Origin of the sequence: Klebsiella sp. CN_Kp073, assembly GCF_040065495.2 — a bacterium.
Classification (GTDB): Bacteria; Pseudomonadota; Gammaproteobacteria; order Enterobacterales; family Enterobacteriaceae; genus Klebsiella; species Klebsiella aerogenes.
Genome location: NZ_CM198051.1, coordinates 2783922 through 2801504, shown reverse-complemented (window position 1 = coordinate 2801504; position 17583 = coordinate 2783922). Strand labels below are relative to the sequence as shown.

At 57.5% G+C, this 17583-nt stretch carries 18 protein-coding genes; 10 read left to right on the top strand and 8 right to left on the bottom strand.

The window, feature by feature from the left end; translation table 11 throughout:
* The first annotated feature begins 20 nt into the window (after positions 1-20).
* A complete protein-coding gene (locus tag ABLV66_RS13510) occupies positions 21-209 on the top strand; it encodes a YdiH family protein (RefSeq protein WP_045392396.1) in 189 nt (62 codons plus the stop codon).
* Between the two features lie 136 nt (positions 210-345).
* Here ABLV66_RS13510 and uspE read toward each other — a convergent pair whose 3' ends face one another.
* From uspE to ogt, 3 genes are all read right to left on the bottom strand, one after another.
* Positions 346-1296 carry a universal stress protein UspE gene (gene uspE / locus ABLV66_RS13505; RefSeq protein ID WP_045392393.1) on the bottom strand — a complete coding sequence of 317 codons (951 nt, stop codon included), beginning with the start codon at positions 1294-1296 and terminating at the stop codon, positions 346-348.
* Positions 1297-1447: 151 nt separating this feature from the next.
* Complete coding sequence (fnr, locus tag ABLV66_RS13500; protein WP_004862555.1) at positions 1448-2200, bottom strand: fumarate/nitrate reduction transcriptional regulator Fnr; 753 nt, start codon at positions 2198-2200, stop codon at positions 1448-1450.
* A gap of 194 nt (positions 2201-2394) precedes the next feature.
* Positions 2395-2910 carry a methylated-DNA--[protein]-cysteine S-methyltransferase gene (gene ogt / locus ABLV66_RS13495; protein ID WP_045392390.1) on the bottom strand — a complete coding sequence of 172 codons (516 nt, stop codon included), beginning with the start codon at positions 2908-2910 and terminating at the stop codon, positions 2395-2397.
* Positions 2911-3363: 453 nt separating this feature from the next.
* Here ogt and ABLV66_RS13490 point away from each other — a divergent pair, with 453 nt between their 5' ends.
* Positions 3364-3483 (top strand): hypothetical protein, encoded by a 120-nt coding sequence (locus tag ABLV66_RS13490; protein ID WP_045392558.1) that lies wholly within the window; start codon positions 3364-3366, stop codon positions 3481-3483.
* Positions 3484-3515: 32 nt separating this feature from the next.
* On the opposite strand, the gene abgT is transcribed toward ABLV66_RS13490, so the two are convergent.
* The 3 genes from abgT to ABLV66_RS13475 form a co-directional block, all read right to left on the bottom strand.
* Positions 3516-5042, bottom strand: coding sequence for a p-aminobenzoyl-glutamate transporter (gene abgT / locus ABLV66_RS13485; RefSeq protein ID WP_047064905.1), 1527 nt, complete (start codon positions 5040-5042; stop codon positions 3516-3518).
* 116 nt (positions 5043-5158) lie between these two features.
* Positions 5159-6604 (bottom strand): M20 family metallopeptidase, encoded by a 1446-nt coding sequence (locus ABLV66_RS13480; RefSeq protein ID WP_348877176.1) that lies wholly within the window; start codon positions 6602-6604, stop codon positions 5159-5161.
* Positions 6604-7914, bottom strand: a complete 1311-nt coding sequence (locus ABLV66_RS13475) for a M20 family metallo-hydrolase (protein WP_047064903.1) — start codon at positions 7912-7914, stop codon at positions 6604-6606. Before ABLV66_RS13475 ends, ABLV66_RS13480 begins: the two co-directional genes overlap by 1 nt.
* A 166-nt stretch (positions 7915-8080) precedes the next feature.
* Here ABLV66_RS13475 and ABLV66_RS13470 point away from each other — a divergent pair, with 166 nt between their 5' ends.
* The gene (locus tag ABLV66_RS13470) at positions 8081-8989 is read left to right on the top strand and encodes a LysR family transcriptional regulator (protein WP_047042859.1); all 909 of its coding nucleotides are present in this window, start codon (positions 8081-8083) and stop codon (positions 8987-8989) included.
* Between the two features lie 102 nt (positions 8990-9091).
* Positions 9092-9655, top strand: a complete 564-nt coding sequence (gene smrA / locus ABLV66_RS13465) for a DNA endonuclease SmrA (RefSeq protein WP_047077719.1) — start codon at positions 9092-9094, stop codon at positions 9653-9655.
* Here the strand turns inward: smrA and ABLV66_RS13460 are convergent.
* Positions 9652-10458 (bottom strand): IclR family transcriptional regulator domain-containing protein, encoded by an 807-nt coding sequence (locus ABLV66_RS13460; protein WP_015366809.1) that lies wholly within the window; start codon positions 10456-10458, stop codon positions 9652-9654. The genes smrA and ABLV66_RS13460 overlap by 4 nt on opposite strands.
* A gap of 167 nt (positions 10459-10625) precedes the next feature.
* Here ABLV66_RS13460 and ABLV66_RS13455 point away from each other — a divergent pair, with 167 nt between their 5' ends.
* The 6 genes from ABLV66_RS13455 to pcaC are packed head-to-tail and all read left to right on the top strand — an operon-like array spanning position 10626 to position 15690.
* Complete coding sequence (locus tag ABLV66_RS13455) at positions 10626-11312, top strand: 3-oxoacid CoA-transferase subunit A (protein ID WP_045392371.1); 687 nt, start codon at positions 10626-10628, stop codon at positions 11310-11312.
* Between the two features lie 10 nt (positions 11313-11322).
* Entirely contained in the window at positions 11323-11979 is a 657-nt protein-coding gene (locus ABLV66_RS13450; RefSeq protein WP_015705262.1) for a 3-oxoacid CoA-transferase subunit B, read from the top strand.
* Between the two features lie 10 nt (positions 11980-11989).
* Positions 11990-13192 carry a 3-oxoadipyl-CoA thiolase gene (pcaF, locus tag ABLV66_RS13445; protein ID WP_047042866.1) on the top strand — a complete coding sequence of 401 codons (1203 nt, stop codon included), beginning with the start codon at positions 11990-11992 and terminating at the stop codon, positions 13190-13192.
* Between the two features lie 9 nt (positions 13193-13201).
* Entirely contained in the window at positions 13202-14554 is a 1353-nt protein-coding gene (locus ABLV66_RS13440; RefSeq protein ID WP_047077720.1) for a 3-carboxy-cis,cis-muconate cycloisomerase, read from the top strand.
* Positions 14544-15311: a 3-oxoadipate enol-lactonase gene (gene pcaD, locus ABLV66_RS13435; RefSeq protein ID WP_045392362.1), complete on the top strand. Its 768-nt coding sequence runs from the start codon at positions 14544-14546 to the stop codon at positions 15309-15311. The genes ABLV66_RS13440 and pcaD overlap by 11 nt, the downstream gene beginning before the upstream one ends.
* The gene (gene pcaC / locus ABLV66_RS13430; protein ID WP_015705266.1) at positions 15301-15690 is read left to right on the top strand and encodes a 4-carboxymuconolactone decarboxylase; all 390 of its coding nucleotides are present in this window, start codon (positions 15301-15303) and stop codon (positions 15688-15690) included. The genes pcaD and pcaC overlap by 11 nt, the downstream gene beginning before the upstream one ends.
* A gap of 154 nt (positions 15691-15844) precedes the next feature.
* Here pcaC and ABLV66_RS13425 read toward each other — a convergent pair whose 3' ends face one another.
* Complete coding sequence (locus ABLV66_RS13425; protein WP_348877177.1) at positions 15845-17461, bottom strand: mechanosensitive ion channel family protein; 1617 nt, start codon at positions 17459-17461, stop codon at positions 15845-15847.
* Positions 17462-17583: the final 122 nt, after the last annotated feature.

The window sequence follows — 17583 nt, the reverse complement described above, 5'->3', positions numbered from 1 at the left end:
TTCACCACACTGAGGATATTATGGATACCGAGTTAACCCCCACGCAGATGGCCATCGAGTACCTGCGCCGCGACACTTCCGTTATGACCCCCGCGCAGTACCTGAAGAAGCTCAAACTCCTCGAGCTCGAGTTTGCCGATCTGATGTCGCTTTCATCAATGGAGCTGAAAGAAGAGATCGACCTGGCCTGGCGTTTAGGTATCCACTAACGCATTCTGTAAGTATGTTCAATTAGCGTTGATATCCCGGGCCGTATGGCCCTTTTTCTTTTTTAGCGGGCCGACAAAAAAATCCCCCGACGGGCGGGGGATGATTAGATAAAACTTCAGGCCTGATGAGACGCCGTTAATCGTCGTCTTCATCGTCCAGTTCAACTGGAGTTTGATAGGCCTCCGGTTTCAGTACCAGCAGGTCGCAGCGCAGGTGGTCGATAACCTGTTCCGCGGTATTGCCGAGAAACGCGGCAGAGATGCCGGTGCGGCCAACGGTGCCCAGCACCACAATCCCGGCCTGCAGGTGTTCAGCTAAATCAGGAATAACCTCTTCCGGCAGCCCTTTTTCTACGTGGGTGCGGCTTTCATCGATGCTGAATTTCTGACGCAGCGCTTTCATTGCCAGCAGATGCTGGCCGCGAATCGCATCGTTATAGATGCTCGGGTCAAAATCAGGTAATTCAATGGCGATGTTAATAGGCGTCACCGGATAGGCGCCAACCAGATGTACTTCGGTATGGTTAACCTGATCGGCGAGGGCGATGGTCTCCCGCACCAGTTTTTCATTAAGGGCGTTGTGATAGTTCTCTTCACTGGCCAGATTAACCGCCACCAGCGCTTTACCGCCTTCCGGCCACGGCTGATCTTTAACCATCCATACCGGGCATGGACATTTGCGCAGCAGGTGCCAGTCGGTCGGGGTGAAGATGACCGCTTCGAGTTTGTCGTGCTGATGGGCCATTTTCAGCAGCAGGTCGTGTTTATCGCTGATGATTTCCTGAATGATGGCTTCAAAGGGGCGGTTGTGCCACACCACTTTGATATCGATTGGCACCCCGGATTCAATGTAAAACTTGGCCTGTTCACGGATCCAGGCGCTGCGTTGGCTAATCACGCCCTGGCGCATCGCCGTCCGCTCGTCGGGCGACAGCAGGGTAGTCATTTCGTAGGAAAAATCATAAATCGGCAAAAAGGCTTTGATGCGTCCACCAATCCGTTGGTGCAGATACACCGCGCGCCGTAATGCAGGCTGGTCGTCCTGGTTAGGGTCGATTACTACCAGCATGTTCTGATACTTCGCCATACAGGGTCTCCTTACAGCTGTAGCTACAGTCAGTATTTAAAAAGATAACCTATATGGATGAATTGAAACAGGGGATGACCCTGGCCAGATCAACAAATTAGAAAAAAATGTCGATCCGGCACAAGGTGGAAGAGAGTATAGCGGAGATAAATCAGGCGACGTTGCGCGCCTGGCCTGCCAGTTGCGCCAGCAGATCGCTGTTTTCGATGGTGATATATTTCCCTTTCACCGCCAGCATACCGCTTTTCTGGAAACGACCAAGCAGGCGGCTGATGGTTTCAACCGTCAGGCCCAGATAGTTGCCGATGTCGCCACGGGTCATGGTCAGACGGAACTCACGCGGTGAGAAGCCGCGCTGCGCGAAACGGCGGGACAGGTTGTAGATAAAGGCCGCCAGCCGTTCTTCTGCGTTCTTTTTGGAAAGCAGCAGGATCATGTCCTGATCGCCTTTGATCTCGCCGCTCATCAGACGCATCATCTGCTGACGCAGGTTCGGCATTTTACCGGAAAGATCATCCAACGTTTCGAACGGAATTTCGCAGACCATCGAGGTTTCCAGCGCCTGCGCGAAGCTTGGGTGCAGGGCGGTGCCAATGGCGTCAAAGCCGACCAAATCACCTGCCAGATGGAAGCCGGTAATCTGCTCATCGCCTTGTTCGGTGATGGTATAGCTTTTGATGGTCCCTGAACGGATAGCGTACAGCGACTTCAGCTCATCACCCGCTTTGAACAGGGTTTGCCCTTTCTGAATAGGCTTTTTACGCTCGATGATATTATCAAGCTGATCCAGCTCATGTTCGTTCAAAGTAAAGGGGATGCAGAGCTGGCTAATGCTGCAATCCTGACAATGGATTGCACAACCACCAGACTGAATGCGTCGTATAATTCGCTTTTCCGGGATCATATGTCTGCTCAAGCTTTAATTGATATTGGTCAATTTTAACATCTTTTTGAGGAGCAAGTAAGTCTCGAAACCCGGAAAGACGTAATATTAGAAGGGTAAATATGTCGATCGCCATATCTCTTTGATAACAAGAAAATTATTAAGCGATTAATTATTGTAAAGTTACCTGTAATTTCCAAAAAAGGCATTATCTGTTAAAGCAGCAAATAGCCCTCATGGCGCAATAACCACTCTTTACGCTGTACGCCGCCGGCGTAGCCGGTCATGGTGCCGTTGCGGCCAATTACCCGATGGCAGGGAACCACAATGCTGACCGGATTGGAACCGTTTGCCGCGCCAACCGCACGGGCCGCGCCCGGACGGCCAAGAACCTCGGCTAACTGACCGTAATGCATCACCTGCCCGCAGGGAATCGTGCGCAGCGCTTGCCACACCTGACGTTGAAAGGGGGTACCGGCGGTTGCCGTCGGCAGGGTATCGATAATTGCGAGATCGCCGTCGAAGTATTGCTGCAGCTTCGCGCTCAGCCCGCCAGGATCGCGCGCATCAACGCGTTTATAACCCTCGTGACGGTAGTGGATGTCGAGCAGTTGCTCCATGCGGTCGCGGTGCTGATCCCACTCTACGGCGCGCAGGTTGAATTGTTCATCGCAAATGACCCACAGCGGCCCCAGCGGGGTGTCGATTTTATCTTGCAGCAGCGTCAGCATCGGGCGTCCTTCTACGAGGTTAATTCGGCAAGGGCACACCATATCATGACGTGCGGCCTGCAAACTATACCTCCGAAAGGTCAGCAAATAATGAAACCTGTACTATTAATTTATAAATACGAATCGCAGTCATTTAAATTCAGTCATTCCGTTGCCTGATGGTTAATCGTCGGAATAAAGGAAGGGGTGGAGCAATGTTTATTTTTGCATTAACTAGCAGGCGCGGCGTGATGGGCATTTTGCTACCTTTGTCTGGCGGCGAATTTCCCTGTGCGGAGGAGCGTTCAGTTCAAATCTCTATGCAGTTTGTCATACGCACGCGGATTAGTGTGAACTGGCTAATTCACCGGGAGGCACCCGGCGCCGCAGATAAATATACAGGCATTCCTTGAGTCAATTATTTTTTCCAGCGCTTTGGCGCTGGTTTTTTTTAACTACAAGAAAGGTGGCGATATGCAATACATGTTAACGGGAGTTGTTGTGTTGATTATCAGCGGATTAGCTATCAATTTGCTGTCGGTGGTCATCGAAAGTCTGTATAAAACGTTCCTGAACCGCACCACATCGCGTTAACTTACGCAGGCCATCCCTGGCCTGTCGCCGCGTTATGGCAAGCGTGGATAAATACCTGGGCCAATCGGTAGCCCTACCAGGTACCAGCCCACCAGCAACAGCAGCCAGACGGCTAAGAAAATCAGCGGGTAGGGTAATACCAGCGAATAGTAGGTACCCAGTCTGGCATCGGGCCGGTAGCGCTGTAAAAAGCCGAGAAACAGCGGTACAAATGGCGATACCGGCGCGAGCGGCAGTACGGACGAATCGGCGATACGAAACAGGATCTGCGCAAACGCCGGGTGAAAGCCCAGCAGCATAAACATCGGTACAAAAATGGGCGCCAGAATCGACCAGATAGCCGAACCGCTGGCGATAAACATACACAGAAACGCCGACAGCAGCGCCAGACCGACAAACGCCGGCACGCCATTCATTCCCGCACTTTCCAGTATATCCGTTAATCCTACCGCCATGAATTTCCCCATATTGCTCCAGTTGAACATGGCGACAAACTGGGCCAGCGGGAAGACCATCACGATGAAGCCGGCCATCTCCTTCATCGGCTCGATCATTAACTGCGGCAGGTCAGCCTGACGGCGAATTTTGCCGGTGGCGATGCCGTAAGCTAAAGATACGACGAAAAAGAAAAAGATAATCAGCGGTACGATGCCTTTAATAAAAGGCGAGGGCATCACGGTATGTTTGATAGGATCGCGCAGGATGCCGTTTTCCGGCACCACCATCAGTGCGATAACCGCCACAAACAACAGCGCCGCAATACCGGCAATGCGCAGCCCGAAGCGCTGTTCCGCCGTCAGCGTCTGCAGCGTTTCATCGCTCTGGCCTTGCCACTTTCCTAGCCGCGGCTCGACCAGTTTATCGGTAATCAACCCGCCGACCAGCGTCAGAACGATGACTGAGGTGGCCATGAAGTACCAGTTGTCGATAACGCTAACATGCAGCGAGGCATCAAGCGTTTTCGCCGCTTCGGTACTAATACCGGAGAGCAACACGTCGGTAGTGACAATAAGTAAATTTGCCGTGAATCCGCAGCCGACGCCGGCGATTGCCGCCAACAACCCGGCTACCGGATGGCGGCCGACGGCGAGAAACATTAACGCCCCCAGCGGCGGCATAATGACCAGCGCCGCGTCGGAAGAGATGTGGCTGAAGAAGGCAATAAATAACACCATGTAACTGGCGTAACGCGCGCTAACGTGCGATGACATCTTGACCATCAGCGACGGCAGCAGGCCGACACGTTCGGCGAAACCGGCACCGAGCACCAGCGCCAGAATCGCCCCCAGCGGCGCGAAGCCGCTAAAGTTTTTAATCACGTTTGGCAGAAACCAGTGCAGCCCTTCAACGCTGAGCAGATTCTTTACCACCACTCGCGAACCGTCGGTGGGGTTCTGTACGCCGACGTTTAGCGCCGACAAAATGGCGGTGGCGGCCATCAGCGCGACGATCAGATAGATAAACAGCAAAAATGGATGCGGAACCTTATTACCTATTTTTTCAACCCAGCCATACAGCTTACCGGTGGGGGAATGCGACGGTATGGATGACATACTCATGGGCGTTCCTCAGTTGTCGTTGTTGTGTTGTTTGCGGCATGCCTCAGGGGTTGTCAGCTGTTATTTTTATTGGCGATTGCCATCACGCTGTACGCTATCCCAGAGGCTAATTTTTCTTATTTTAAAATTGATGGTACGACGTCACGCGGGATCGGGCACTGGTATGGAGTTACCGCCAGTACCTGAGCCAGTTCCTGCTGGCTTGCTTCGAGTAACGGTCTGTCGCTGAACAAACGAATCGCCGTTGCTCCCAGAATTTTACCCGCCAGCAGCATCCCTTTATGGGCGATGGAAGTTCTTCCCTGGCTCACCAGTTGCCAGCTATGCAGCGGCGTACCGATGGCGAAACAGGGGCTAAAACACTGGGCCACCGGCGCTTTCCAGCTCACGTCGCCGACGTCGGTAGATCCCGCCAGCACGTTTTCCGTTGCCGCCCACGGCGCGACCTCATCGATCAACACCGTGTCGTGATGACGGCGGGCAAACGCTTTTCCTTCTTCACCGCTGGTACCGGCAATATTCTTCAGGCTGTTCTGTATATCGTTCACGCCGAGCGTGGCGCGAATATCCGCCGCGAAAGCGCGCTCCTGGTCACTCCACTGCGGCGTACCGTAATGACATACGGCCTGATACATTGCCGCTTCCAGCGTGCGATTGGGGAGATAGCTGGAACAGGCTTTTTCAAATCGGCAACTGACGCTGGTTTCGGTCATCAGCGCGGCGCCCTGGGCGATTTTCTCAATACGGGCGAAGATTTGCTGCACATCGGCCATCTCCGGAGCGCGAATCAAATACAGCACTTCAGCCTGCGCCTGCACCACGTTGGGCGACACGCCGCCGGTATCGGTAATGGCGTAGTGCACACGCGCTTTCTCGATAATATGCTCATTGAGGAAATTACTGCCGGTGGTCATCAGCGTGACGGCGTCCAACGCGCTACGCCCCAGATGCGGTGAGTTTGCCGCGTGCGCGGCGGTTCCGGTAAAGCGCCACGCCGCCTGAATATTGGCCAGCGTGCTGGTACTGAACATCCCGGCCCAGGCTTCCGGATGCCACGTGAGGGCGGCGTCAATATCATCGAATAATCCCTCGCGCACCATAAAGGTTTTACCCGAGCCGCCTTCTTCCCCCGGGCAGCCATAAAAGCGCAGGGTGCCCGCTCCGCCTTGCTGCTGCAGCCACTGTTTCGCGGCGACGGCGGCGGCGAACGCCGCGGTGCCGAGGAGATTATGCCCACAGCCGTGGCCGTTTTCCCCCGGCGTCGCGGATGTTGGTTCAGCACTGTGCGCCTGTTGGCTGAGTCCTGCCAGCGCATCAAACTCGCCGAGCAGGGCGATGACCGGTTTACCCTCGCCGTAGCTGGCGATAAACGCATTGGGTATGCCGCCAGCGTGACGGGTTAGCTGAAAACCTTCCGTTTCCAGCGCATCGGCCAACCGCGCGGCAGACCAGAATTCCTGGAAGCGGGTTTCCGGATGATCCCAGATATCATCGGCAATAGCGCAAAAATCGTCGCGCCGTGACGTAATGATGTCATCGACAAATTGATAGATCTTTTCCATCACACACCTCGCTGCCAGGGAAAGTTGAGCGCGATGCGCGCCAGCGTCTCGACCGCGATGACCATCACGCCTTCGTCGAAATCAAATTTCTCGTTGTGATGTCCGGCGCTCAGTTCAGTACCGAAAATCATGTATGAAGCCAGTCCGCCGCGATCCTGTACCCGCGCCATCATCAAAGTGGCATCTTCGGAACCCGCCGGCGCGGCAATATGATCCACTGCTTCTACTACCCCCGGCACCTGTGCTGCCTGCTCACGCAGGTATTGCACCCACGCCGGAGAGGGGGCGCTGGAGGTTGCCGCGCCCATGAGCCGAAGTTCATAGCGGGCTTCATACATCGCTGCGGCGCCGGCAATCACGTTTTGCGCCCGCTCAAACACATACTGGTTGATAGCTTCCGTCTCGCCGCGGGTTTCCACTTTAATTAGCGCCGATGAGGGGACCACGTTACGCCCGGTGCCGGCCTGTATGACGCCGACGTTAACCCGCGAGGCGCCTGCGCTGTGCGGCGCGATGGCGTGTAATGCGAGGGCGGCCTGGGCGGCGGCCAGTAGCGCGTTGCGCCCATCTTCCGGTTTGCCGCCGGCGTGAGCGGCGACGCCCTCGAATTGCACGTCGAATTTGGTGGTCGCCATAAAGTTGTCACCGCCGCAGACCACGGTACCGTTGGGAACGCCGGTACCGATATGAATGGCGGTGAAGTAGTCCACGTTATCGAGCACGCCTGCCGCCACCATCGCGCGCGCGCCGCGGGTGCCTTCTTCGGCAGGCTGGAAAATCAGCTTGATGATCCCGTTGAGCCGATCGGCATACTGCTTTAGCACGTGCGCCAAACCCAGCCCAATGGCGGTATGTCCGTCATGGCCGCAGGCGTGCATCATCCCGGCGTTGCAGGAGGCGAAACCCGCGCGATGCGGGCGATGGCGATCGTCGTGTTGTTCGTTAAGATCGAGCGCGTCCATATCGACGCGAAACGCAAGCGTAGGGCCGGGGCGGCCGGTGTCCAGGGTGGCGACGACGCCGGCGAATCCGCCTTCAAAAGCCGGTAGCCAACGTTCCGGCGCTCCCTGTTCGCGGGCGCGCTGGAATGCCTGCTCCAGGGTGGCATCGTCGGGCAGCCCCATCCGGCTGTCGGCATCGATAACGTCGCGCCCCAGCGCCAGTTGATAACCGAGGCCGTCTAAGATCTCGGCAACCTTGCTGGCGGTGCGAAATTCCAGCCAGCCGGACTCCGCGTGCAGGTGAAAATCACGACGCCATTGCGTCATTTCCGGCGCCAGCTGGCTTACCAATTCATGAAGTTGCGGCATAACCCTTCCTGTCATAATTAAAAAGTGTGACGGCGTTCACGGTGTGATAGCTTTTAATTATCACAAACGCCTTTCTGGCAATCTCACCCTTAACCTGCCACAGCATGATGGATTACAGTAGATGTCATTTTCTTCTGTCTGATAAACAATGGTTATCACCTAAAACATGTCATTTCAGATTAAATTTCATCAAATTCGCGCCTTCGTTGAGGTCGCTCGCGAGGGGAGTATTCGCGGCGCCAGCCGGGCGCTGGCGATCTCGCAGCCCGCGTTGACCAAAGCGATTAAAGAGCTGGAAGAAGGGCTTTCCGCCCAACTGTTTGTCCGCCGCAGCCAGGGGGTGGCGCTGACGGAAAACGGCGAAAGTTTTTATCAACATGCGAGCCTGATCCTTGAAGAGCTTCGGGCGGCGCAGGATGAACTCCTGCAGCGTCAGGGGGAGCAGGCCGGGCAGATTAATATTGGTCTCGGCGCCAGCGTCGCCCGTTCGCTGATGCCATCGGTTATCTGTCGCTTTCATCAGCAGCATCCGCTGGTGAAGGTTCGGATCATGGAAGGGCAACTCCTGGCGATGATTAATGAACTGCGCCAGGGTGAGCTTGATTTCACTATCAACACCTACTATCCCGGCCCGTACGATCATGAATTCAGCTTTGAAAAACTGTTTGAGAAACCGTTCGCGGTATTCGCCCGCGCAGGGCATCCGGCGGCGCGCGCCACTTCCCTGACTGAATTGCTCGCTCACCACTGGACGATGCCAACGCCGCGCGGTAGCTACTTCAAACAGTTGCAGGAGATGTTCAATCAGGCCGGGCTGGCGCCCAAGGTCGATATCGTTTGCGAAACCTTCTCTTCATGCATCAGTCTGGTGGTGAAGAGCGATTTCCTTAGTATTCTGCCGGTAGAGCTCGGAAACGATCCGATGATGGCGGATAAACTGGTGATGATCCCCATACGTGAGGTATTGCCCAGGGCAACTTACTACCTGATCCAGCGGCGCGACACGCGACCAACGCCGTTAACGGCTTCGTTAATCACCCTGTTTCGTCGTCAAAGCCGTCAATTGTTTCCTTAAATATCCCGCGTTGGTCTATTTGCCAGCAGTTGCGGCTAAACGCGTTGAGGGGTAGGCGTGAGGCGGCTATAGTAGCAGGCGATAGCCGCTGGAGGAGTGACCATGAACCTTGACGACAAATCCCTGTTTCTTGACGCCATGGAGGATGTCCAGCCTCTGAAACGCAATAATGACGTACACTGGCATCGTGAACGACCCGCGCGCGCGCCGCAGCGTATCGATACCCTACAGCTCGATAATTTTCTGACCACCGGCTACCTCGATATTGTGCCGCTCGCCGTGCCGCTGGAGTTCAAACGGGAAGGGCTGCAAAGCGGAGTGCTGGAAAAGCTGCGGCGTGGAAAATACAGCCAGCAGGCAAGCCTGTCGCTGTTGCGTCAGCCGGTCGAACAGTGCCGGCAAATGCTGTTCGCCTTCGTGATACAGGCGCAAAAAGAGGGGCTGCGTAATTTACTTATCATCCACGGCAAAGGCCGTGATGACCAGGCCCACGCCAATATTATTCGCAGCTACCTGGCGCGCTGGCTGCCAGAGTTGCCCGAGGTACAGGCGTTTTGCGCCGCGCTACCGCACCACGGCGGCAGCGGCGCTTGTTACGTGGCGCTGCGTAAATCCGAACAGGCTAAGCAGGAGAACTGGGAGCTGCACGCTAAACGCAGCCGCTAGCGCAGCAGCAGCGTTAGCTCGCGGGCGGCTTTTTGTAATTCCGGCAGCACCCGGTCCAGCATTTCGCGGGTCGACATCTGGCCCGCGTGAACCCCGACGTTCAGCGCTGCTTCCACCTGTCCCTGCGGGTTATATAGCGGTACCGCCAGCGAACGCAGCCCCATTTCCAGTTCCTGATCGTTCAACGCATATCCCTGCTGATGCACGCGTTTTAGCTCCGCGCGCAGCTTATTCACCGAATCTACCGTTTGCGGGGTGTAGCGAATCATCGTCACCCGGCCCAGCATGTCGTTCAGCCGTTCTTCCGGCTGATGGCTTAACAGCACGCGCCCCATGGAGGTCGCCCACGCCGGCAGGCGGCTGCCGATATCAAGATCGATCGTCATAATTCGCGAACTGGAGGCGCGGGCGATATACAGGATATCGTCGCCATCCAGGGTGGCGATTGAGCAGGACTCATTGAGCATTTCGCTCAGATGCTTGAGCACCGGCTGCGCCGAGCGCGCCAGCGGCGTTGAGGCCAGCCAGGCGTGGCCAAGGGCAAGTATCCGTGGACGCAGTTGGAAATTCTTGCCGTCTTCGGCGTAGACGAAACCCAGCTTGCTTAGGGTGTACAGGCAGCGACGTACCGCCGCTCGGGGGATGCCGGTCTTTTGGCTGATCTGCGAAATCGACAGTACCGGGCGCTGCGGGGTAAAAGCCTGAATCACTTCCAGCCCGCGCGCCAGCGATGCCATAAAGTTCGGATCGCCCTTAAACGGATCGCCGTCGCCCGCCACTACATCATCTGGATGCTTGTCCATTTTGTTCTCCGTATTTGCCATCGATCACATTCTTTCGCTAAAGATATACGATGTTCGATTATCGCACCATATTTCGATTATCGCCCTTGACCAGCATCGTTAAGCGGGTCACATTTTGTGCGAACAACGCATATAAGTGCGATTACCGCACGTTAAGGAGCGACCTGATGATTGATAAAAGCGTGTCGACGCTGAGTGAGGCCATTGCCGGGATCCACGACGGCGCGACCATCATGATCGGCGGATTTGGCCCCGCCGGGCAGCCGACGTATCTGATTGACGCCCTGATTGACCAGGGCGCCCGCGACCTAACCATTATTAATAACAACGCGGGTAATGGCGAGGTGGGGCTGGCGGCGCTGCTCAAAGCCGGGCGGGTGCGCAAAATGATCTGCTCGTTCCCGCGCCAGGTAGATTCACAAATTTTCGATGACCTCTATCGCCGCGGCAAAGTTGAGCTGGAACTGGTGCCGCAGGGCAATCTGGCGGCGCGGATCCAGGCCGCTGGCGCAGGTCTCGGCGCGGTCTTTACCCCTACCGGCTACGGCACGCCGCTGGCGGAAGGCAAAGAAACCCGGGAAATCGACGGCCGTCATTACGTGCTTGAATATCCAATTAAAGCCGATTTTGCGCTGATTAAAGCCCATCAGGGCGACCGCTGGGGCAACCTGGTCTACCGCAAAGCGGCGCGCAACTTTGGCCCGATTATGGCGACCGCCGCCAAAACCACCATTGTTGAAGTCTCGCAACTGGTCGCCCTTGGCGAACTCGACCCGGAAAACATCATCACCCCGGGGATTTTCGTCCAGCGCGTATTCTCGCTGGAAAATCTGTCCGCCGCGCAAAGCGCCTGAGGAGCCGAACATGCAAAAACTGACTCGTGACGAAATGGCCCAGCGCGTCGCCCGCGATATTCCGGAAGGCGCTTACGTAAACCTCGGTATTGGCCTGCCGACCCGTATCGCCAACTATCTACCTGCCGATAAAGAGGTGTTCCTGCACAGTGAAAACGGGCTACTGGGAATGGGGCCGAAGCCGCAGCCCGGCGAAGAGGACCCGGAGCTGATCAACGCGGGTAAAGAGTATGTCACCCTGCTGCAGGGCGGCTGTTTTTTCCACCATGGCGACTCCTTCGCCATGATGCGCGGCGGGCATCTCGATATCTGCGTGCTGGGCGCCTATCAGGTTTCCGCCAGCGGCGATCTCGCTAACTGGAGCACCGGCGCGCCGGATTCGATCCCGGCGGTCGGAGGGGCGATGGATTTGGCTATCGGCGCCCGCCAAGTGTTTGTAATGATGGACCATCTGACCCGCGATGGCGAATGCAAACTGGTCGAGCAGTGCAGCTATCCGCTGACCGGCGTCGGCTGCGTCAGCCGTATCTATACCGATCTGGCGGTCATCGATATTACCGACCGTGGTCCGGTGGTACGCGAAATCTTTAACGGCCTCTCATTTGAAGAGCTACAGCGCATCACTCCGGTGGCGCTGACTTTTGAACAACTGGCGGAAAGCGCGTGAGGAACCTATGATGAATCAGGCATTTATCTGTGATGCGGTGCGTACGCCGTTTGGCCGTTTTGGCGGCGCATTATCGAGTTTGCGCGCTGACGATCTGGCGGCGCTGCCGCTGAAAGCGCTGCTGGAGCGTAATCCGGGTCTCGATCCGGCGCTAATTGACGATGTGATCTACGGCTGCGCCAACCAGGCCGGAGAAGATAACCGTAACGTGGCGCGTATGGCGCTGTTGCTGGCCGGCCTGCCGCAGAGCGTTCCCGGCAGCACGATTAACCGCCTGTGCGGCTCGAGCCTTGATGCGATCGGCGTCGCGGCGCGGGCGATTAAAAGCGGCGAAACCCAGCTGATGATCGCCGGTGGGGTGGAGAGTATGTCGCGCGCGCCGTTTGTGATGGGCAAAGCCGAGAGCGCCTTTAGCCGCTCGATGCAGATGGAAGATACCACCATTGGCTGGCGTTTTATTAACCCGCAGATGAAAGCGCTGTACGGCGTGCACTCGATGCCGGAAACCGCGGAAAACGTCGCCGATGAGTTTGCCATTTCTCGCGCCGACCAGGATGCTTTTGCGCTTCGTAGCCAGTTGCGTACCGCTGCGGCGCAGGAAGCGGGGCGTTTCGCCGATGAACTGATCGCCGTATCGGTACCGCAACGCAAAGGTGAACCGCTGTGTTTCAGCCGCGATGAACACCCGCGCAGCACCTCGCTGGAGGCGCTGGCTAAACTGCGCGGCGTGGTCCGAGCCGACGGCAGCGTTACCGCCGGTAACGCCTCCGGCGTCAATGATGGCGCCTGCGCGCTGCTGTTGGCCAGTGAACAGGCCATGTCGGCGAATGATTTACAGCCGCTGGCGCGGGTTGTCGGCGTGGCGACGGCAGGGGTGGCGCCGCGAATTATGGGCTTCGGCCCGGCGCCGGCGGTGCGCAAAGTGTTAGCGCAAACCGGGCTGACGCTGGCGCAGATGGACGTCATCGAATTGAATGAGGCTTTTGCCGCACAGGCGCTGGCGGTTACCCGTGATTTAGGTCTGCCGGATGATGCCGCCCACGTTAACCCCAACGGCGGAGCCATCGCGCTGGGCCATCCGCTAGGCGCTTCCGGCGGTCGTCTGGCGATGACCGCCGCATATCAGCTGAAGCGTACCGGCGGCCGCTATGCGCTGTGCACCATGTGTATCGGCGTGGGCCAGGGGATTGCGCTGATTATTGAACGCGTTTAAGGAGTTGCGATGAGTTTGTTGACCCCCATGTTGCGCAGCAGTCCGCTAACCGACTGGTTTAGTGATGCGCAGCGGGTACAGGGCATGCTGGATTTCGAAGCCGCGCTGGCGCAGGCGCAGGCCGACTGCGGTCTGGTGCCGAAGGCGGCAGTCTCGCCGATAGTCAACGCCTGCCGGCATGCGCTTATTGATTTCGACGCGCTGGGACAGGCTGCGGCCAGCGCCGGTAATCTGGCAATTCCGCTGGTCAAACAGCTGACCGCGCGGGTGAAAGCGCAGGATCCTGACGCCGCGCGCTATGTCCATTGGGGCGCCACCAGCCAGGACGCTATCGATACCGGGTTTGTTTTGCAACTGCGCGGCGCGCTGGCGGCGACGGATAGCCTGCTACAAAGCCTGATTGATGCGCTTGCCGAACAGGCGCAACGCTATCAACATACGGTGATGCCGGGGCGCACCTGGATGCAGCATGCGCTGCCGGTCACGTTTGGCCTTAAACTGGCGGGGACGCTGGATGCTCTGCTGCGCTGGCAGCAGCGGTTGATTGAGATGCTCCCACGGGTGCTGGCGCTGCAGTTTGGCGGCGCGGCTGGCACGCTTGATTCATTGAAACAGCAGGCGCCGCAGGTCGCGCAGGCGTTAGCGCAAACCCTCGAGCTGCAGTTGCCGGATACGCCATGGCATAGCCAGCGCGACCGTTTCCTCGAAGTCGGCGCCTGGTTCGCCGGCGTTTGCGGCACCCTGGGAAAATTCGCCAATGATTTTTCGCTGCTGATGCAAACCGAAGTTGCGGAAGTCGGCGAGCCGCTGGCGGAAGGGCGCGGGGGCTCCTCGACCATGCCGCACAAACGTAATCCGGTCTCCTGCGCGGCGATTTTAACCGCGGCGCAGCGCACGCCGGGGCTGGTCGCCACCCTTTACGCCGGTCAAATCCAACAGCATGAGCGCGCGCTCGGCGGCTGGCAGGCGGAATGGGAAACGCTACCGGAGCTGATTATGCTGGTGGGCGGGGCGCTGGCGCAAACTGACATACTGGTGCGCGAGATGCAGGTTTTCGTGCATAAGATGCGTGCCGACCTTGATATTACCCACGGGCTGATTATGGCGGAAGCGGTGACCCTGGCGCTGGCGGAGTTTATCGGCAAAGCCGAGGCGCATCACCGTGTAGAAGCGCTGTGCCGCCAGGCTCTGGACAGTCACGGTTTACTTGTCGATCTGCTGGCGGCTGACCCGCTGGTCAGTCAGTATCTCTCCCGCGAACGTTTAAACTCGCTACTGGATCCGGCAACGGCCACCGGTAGCGCCGAACGCTTTGTGCGCCAGGTACTGGCGCGTTATCAGGAGCAACATCATGAATCTTGATTATCAACTCGACGGGCCGGAAGGCGCGCCGGTTATCGTGCTGTCGAACTCGCTTGGTACCACGCGCGCAATGTGGCAGCCGCAAATGGAGGCCCTGACGGCGAATTTTCGCGTACTGCGTTATGACACCCACGGCCATGGTAAAACGACGAAAAACGGCAAGGTGACCCTGGCGCAATTGGGTGAAGATGTGATTGCGCTGCTCGATCACCTAAATATCGACAAAGCGCTGTTTTGCGGTATTTCGATGGGCGGGCTGACGGGATTATGGCTGGCGCGCTTTGCGCCGGAACGTTTTTACGCGGTGGCGGTGGCCAATACCGCGGCGCGGATCGGCGATCAGTCGGGCTGGCTTTCTCGCGCCCGCGCGGTGCGTCAGGAAGGGATGGATGTGGTTGCCGCGGGGGCGGCGGATCGCTGGTTCAGCGATGCTTTCCGCCAGCGCGCGCCGGAGGTGGTCGAGGCATTATGCCATCAACTGACTCATAGCGACGCCGAAGGCTACGCTGCCTGCTGCGAAGCCCTGGCGGCGGCAGACCTGCGGGGGGAGGTCGGGCAAATTGCGATTCCGGTGCTGATTATTGCCGGAGAAAGTGACCCTGTCACGACTGTCGCCGACGCTAACTTCCTGCATCAGCAGATCGCCACTTCACAGGTGGTGGTGTTGAAGGCGTCGCATCTGTCGAACATTGAAGCGCCTGCTGCCTTTAACGCCGCGCTGAACGGCTTTTTGCTGGGGGAGCAAAATGGAAGATAAACAACGTTACCAGCAGGGAATGGAGGTTCGCCGCAAGGTATTAGGCGATGCTCACGTTGACCGTACTCTGCAGAATCTGACGCCGCTGAACGAGGAGTTTCAGGATTTCATTACCCGTTACGCCTGGGGAGAAACCTGGACCCGTCCAGGGCTCGATCACCATACCCGCAGCATGATCACTATTGCGATGCTGATTGCGCTGAACCGCGAGGCGGAACTTAAGATGCATCTGCGCGCCGCCTTTAATAACGGCGTGACCCGTGATGAGCTGAAAGAGCTGATTATGCATTCGGCGCTGTACTGCGGCTTACCGGCGGCGAACGCCACGTTGCACCTCGCGCAGCAGGTGTTTGCCGAGATCGACGCCGCGCAGGCGTAGCGGGGCGGCGCATTGCGCCTTGTACGGGCTACTAAATCGCACAGCGCTGTAGCCCCGGTAAGCGGTAGCGCCACCGGGGATTTTGAGTTGTAGGCCGGATAAGCGCAGCGCCATCCGGCATTGCCTGATGGCGCTGCGTCGGCGTGGGACGACGTTACCTGTCGCGCTCCTGCGGCGCGACCGCCGGGGCGGTATACCAATCCTCTTTGGCGACCACCACCGCGCCTTTCGGTTGCATGACAAAATTGGGCGACATAATCTGCACGCCAAATTCGTTAAATACATCGATAATGCTGCTGTGCAGCGCGCTGCGCCCCTCCGGCAGCGTCGTTTCCGGTAACAGCCGCACCTGCAGTTCATACGACGTATACCAGTCGAGCAATCCCAGTTTGCGAACCACCGGCGCCACCTGATGATCCACTCCCTGGGCGCGGTGGGCCGCCAGTTCCAGCATCGCCTGTACCTGCCGCCACGGCGTGTCGTAACCAATGGTCACGCCGGTGGTGAGGTTAATTCCCTGTTGCGGGTCGCTGGCGCTGAGATTGGTGATTTTACCGCTGACCACCACCGCGTTCGGCAGGGTGACAATATAGTTTTCGCGGGTCAGTATTTTGGTCGCCAGCATGCCGATCTCGCTGACCTGGCCTTCGTTATCGGCGATGCGGATCCAGTCGCCTTTATGCAGCGCGCGGGTATAAATCAGCACCAGGCCGCTCATGGCGTGATTCATCACCCCCGCTGAGCCCAGCGTCAACATCAGACCGAAGAACACGCTAATCCCCTTGAAGGCCAGAGAGTTTGCGCCAGGCAGGAAAGGATAGGCGGCGGAGAGCGCAAAAAGCCAGATAACCACGGCGATAAGCTTTCGCGTGGCGCCGACGGTTTCCGGATGCAGACCGGGGATCTGCAGACGCCCGGCGGCGACCTGATCCAAAACCACCTTCAGCAGGCGGATGATAAACCACGTAATCAGAAAGATAAGCAGTACGATCATCAGTCCCGGCAGCGCCGACACGATAGACAGCGAAATATCGCGAATCACACCTACCGACCACTCACCGAGCGATTCTCCCCATACCCGGGTCCACGGAAACAAACTGAAAACCCAGCTCAGCCAGATATAACCCGCCAGTATCCCAAGCAGTACTAACAGCAGCGCGTATAACCGGCTCTCGACGTTACCGAGAAACCGCCGCCAGCTATGTGGGATCATGCTGCGTTTTTCGAGGATCCGTAGATGGAAAAAACGGCGCACTCGCCGCCATGAGCGAAAAGCGAAATAGCAGGCCAGGGCGAGGAGCAACGCGCCGACGGCGGATTTTAGCGCCGCCAGCAGCAGATAGCGGGTATTGTACTGTTCGCGAAGCGACGTCCGCTGCGCTTCCATGCGGGCAAGAACGCGCTGCGCCGCCTGATCGAGGGTAAGATCGTCGCCTTCATCGAGGTCGGCCTGGCTGAGTAACATGATGGGTTTGCCATTCATCAGAAACAGCCGTCCCGGCTGGTTGTAGCGGGTGACTGGCACCACCTGCAGCGGCTGGCTGATATCGGCCTCGGTAAAGGCGCGTAGGGTATTGCGGATGCGTAGAACCCGTTCTTCCGGCGTGGTCTGGCCGAAGGTGGCCTGCAGCATGACGATCGGTTGATGGAAAATCGCGACGGTTCGCGCCTGCTCGCGAGCGGTGGGCTGCTGACGAGGTTCTGCCGCCGAAAGCGGGAAGGCCAGCCATAGCAGAAAACTCGCCGTTAATAACGCCTGGATCCTGTTCATATGCGACACCGGAAATGGGGGAATTATTGTTATTTTTCAGCTGGTCAAACTCTGAACGGCTGCTGGATTGAGCATAGTTCAGCGTCGGGTGAATTCAAGAATAAAGGGGGAGAATACGCCCG

What these genes read in the sequence shown, in the direction of transcription:
- ABLV66_RS13510 (WP_045392396.1), top strand. Translation starts at nt 21, where the DNA reads ATGGATACCGAGTTAACCCCCACGCAGATGGCCATCGAGTACCTGCGC.
- uspE (WP_045392393.1), bottom strand. Translation starts at nt 1,296, where the DNA reads ATGGCGAAGTATCAGAACATGCTGGTAGTAATCGACCCTAACCAGGAC.
- fnr (WP_004862555.1), bottom strand. Translation starts at nt 2,200, where the DNA reads ATGATCCCGGAAAAGCGAATTATACGACGCATTCAGTCTGGTGGTTGT.
- ogt (WP_045392390.1), bottom strand. Translation starts at nt 2,910, where the DNA reads ATGCTGACGCTGCTGCAAGATAAAATCGACACCCCGCTGGGGCCGCTG.
- ABLV66_RS13490 (WP_045392558.1), top strand. Translation starts at nt 3,364, where the DNA reads ATGCAATACATGTTAACGGGAGTTGTTGTGTTGATTATCAGCGGATTA.
- abgT (WP_047064905.1), bottom strand. Translation starts at nt 5,042, where the DNA reads ATGAGTATGTCATCCATACCGTCGCATTCCCCCACCGGTAAGCTGTAT.
- ABLV66_RS13480 (WP_348877176.1), bottom strand. Translation starts at nt 6,604, where the DNA reads ATGGAAAAGATCTATCAATTTGTCGATGACATCATTACGTCACGGCGC.
- ABLV66_RS13475 (WP_047064903.1), bottom strand. Translation starts at nt 7,914, where the DNA reads ATGCCGCAACTTCATGAATTGGTAAGCCAGCTGGCGCCGGAAATGACG.
- ABLV66_RS13470 (WP_047042859.1), top strand. Translation starts at nt 8,081, where the DNA reads ATGTCATTTCAGATTAAATTTCATCAAATTCGCGCCTTCGTTGAGGTC.
- smrA (WP_047077719.1), top strand. Translation starts at nt 9,092, where the DNA reads ATGAACCTTGACGACAAATCCCTGTTTCTTGACGCCATGGAGGATGTC.
- ABLV66_RS13460 (WP_015366809.1), bottom strand. Translation starts at nt 10,458, where the DNA reads ATGGACAAGCATCCAGATGATGTAGTGGCGGGCGACGGCGATCCGTTT.
- ABLV66_RS13455 (WP_045392371.1), top strand. Translation starts at nt 10,626, where the DNA reads ATGATTGATAAAAGCGTGTCGACGCTGAGTGAGGCCATTGCCGGGATC.
- ABLV66_RS13450 (WP_015705262.1), top strand. Translation starts at nt 11,323, where the DNA reads ATGCAAAAACTGACTCGTGACGAAATGGCCCAGCGCGTCGCCCGCGAT.
- pcaF (WP_047042866.1), top strand. Translation starts at nt 11,990, where the DNA reads ATGAATCAGGCATTTATCTGTGATGCGGTGCGTACGCCGTTTGGCCGT.
- ABLV66_RS13440 (WP_047077720.1), top strand. Translation starts at nt 13,202, where the DNA reads ATGAGTTTGTTGACCCCCATGTTGCGCAGCAGTCCGCTAACCGACTGG.
- pcaD (WP_045392362.1), top strand. Translation starts at nt 14,544, where the DNA reads ATGAATCTTGATTATCAACTCGACGGGCCGGAAGGCGCGCCGGTTATC.
- pcaC (WP_015705266.1), top strand. Translation starts at nt 15,301, where the DNA reads ATGGAAGATAAACAACGTTACCAGCAGGGAATGGAGGTTCGCCGCAAG.
- ABLV66_RS13425 (WP_348877177.1), bottom strand. Translation starts at nt 17,461, where the DNA reads ATGAACAGGATCCAGGCGTTATTAACGGCGAGTTTTCTGCTATGGCTG.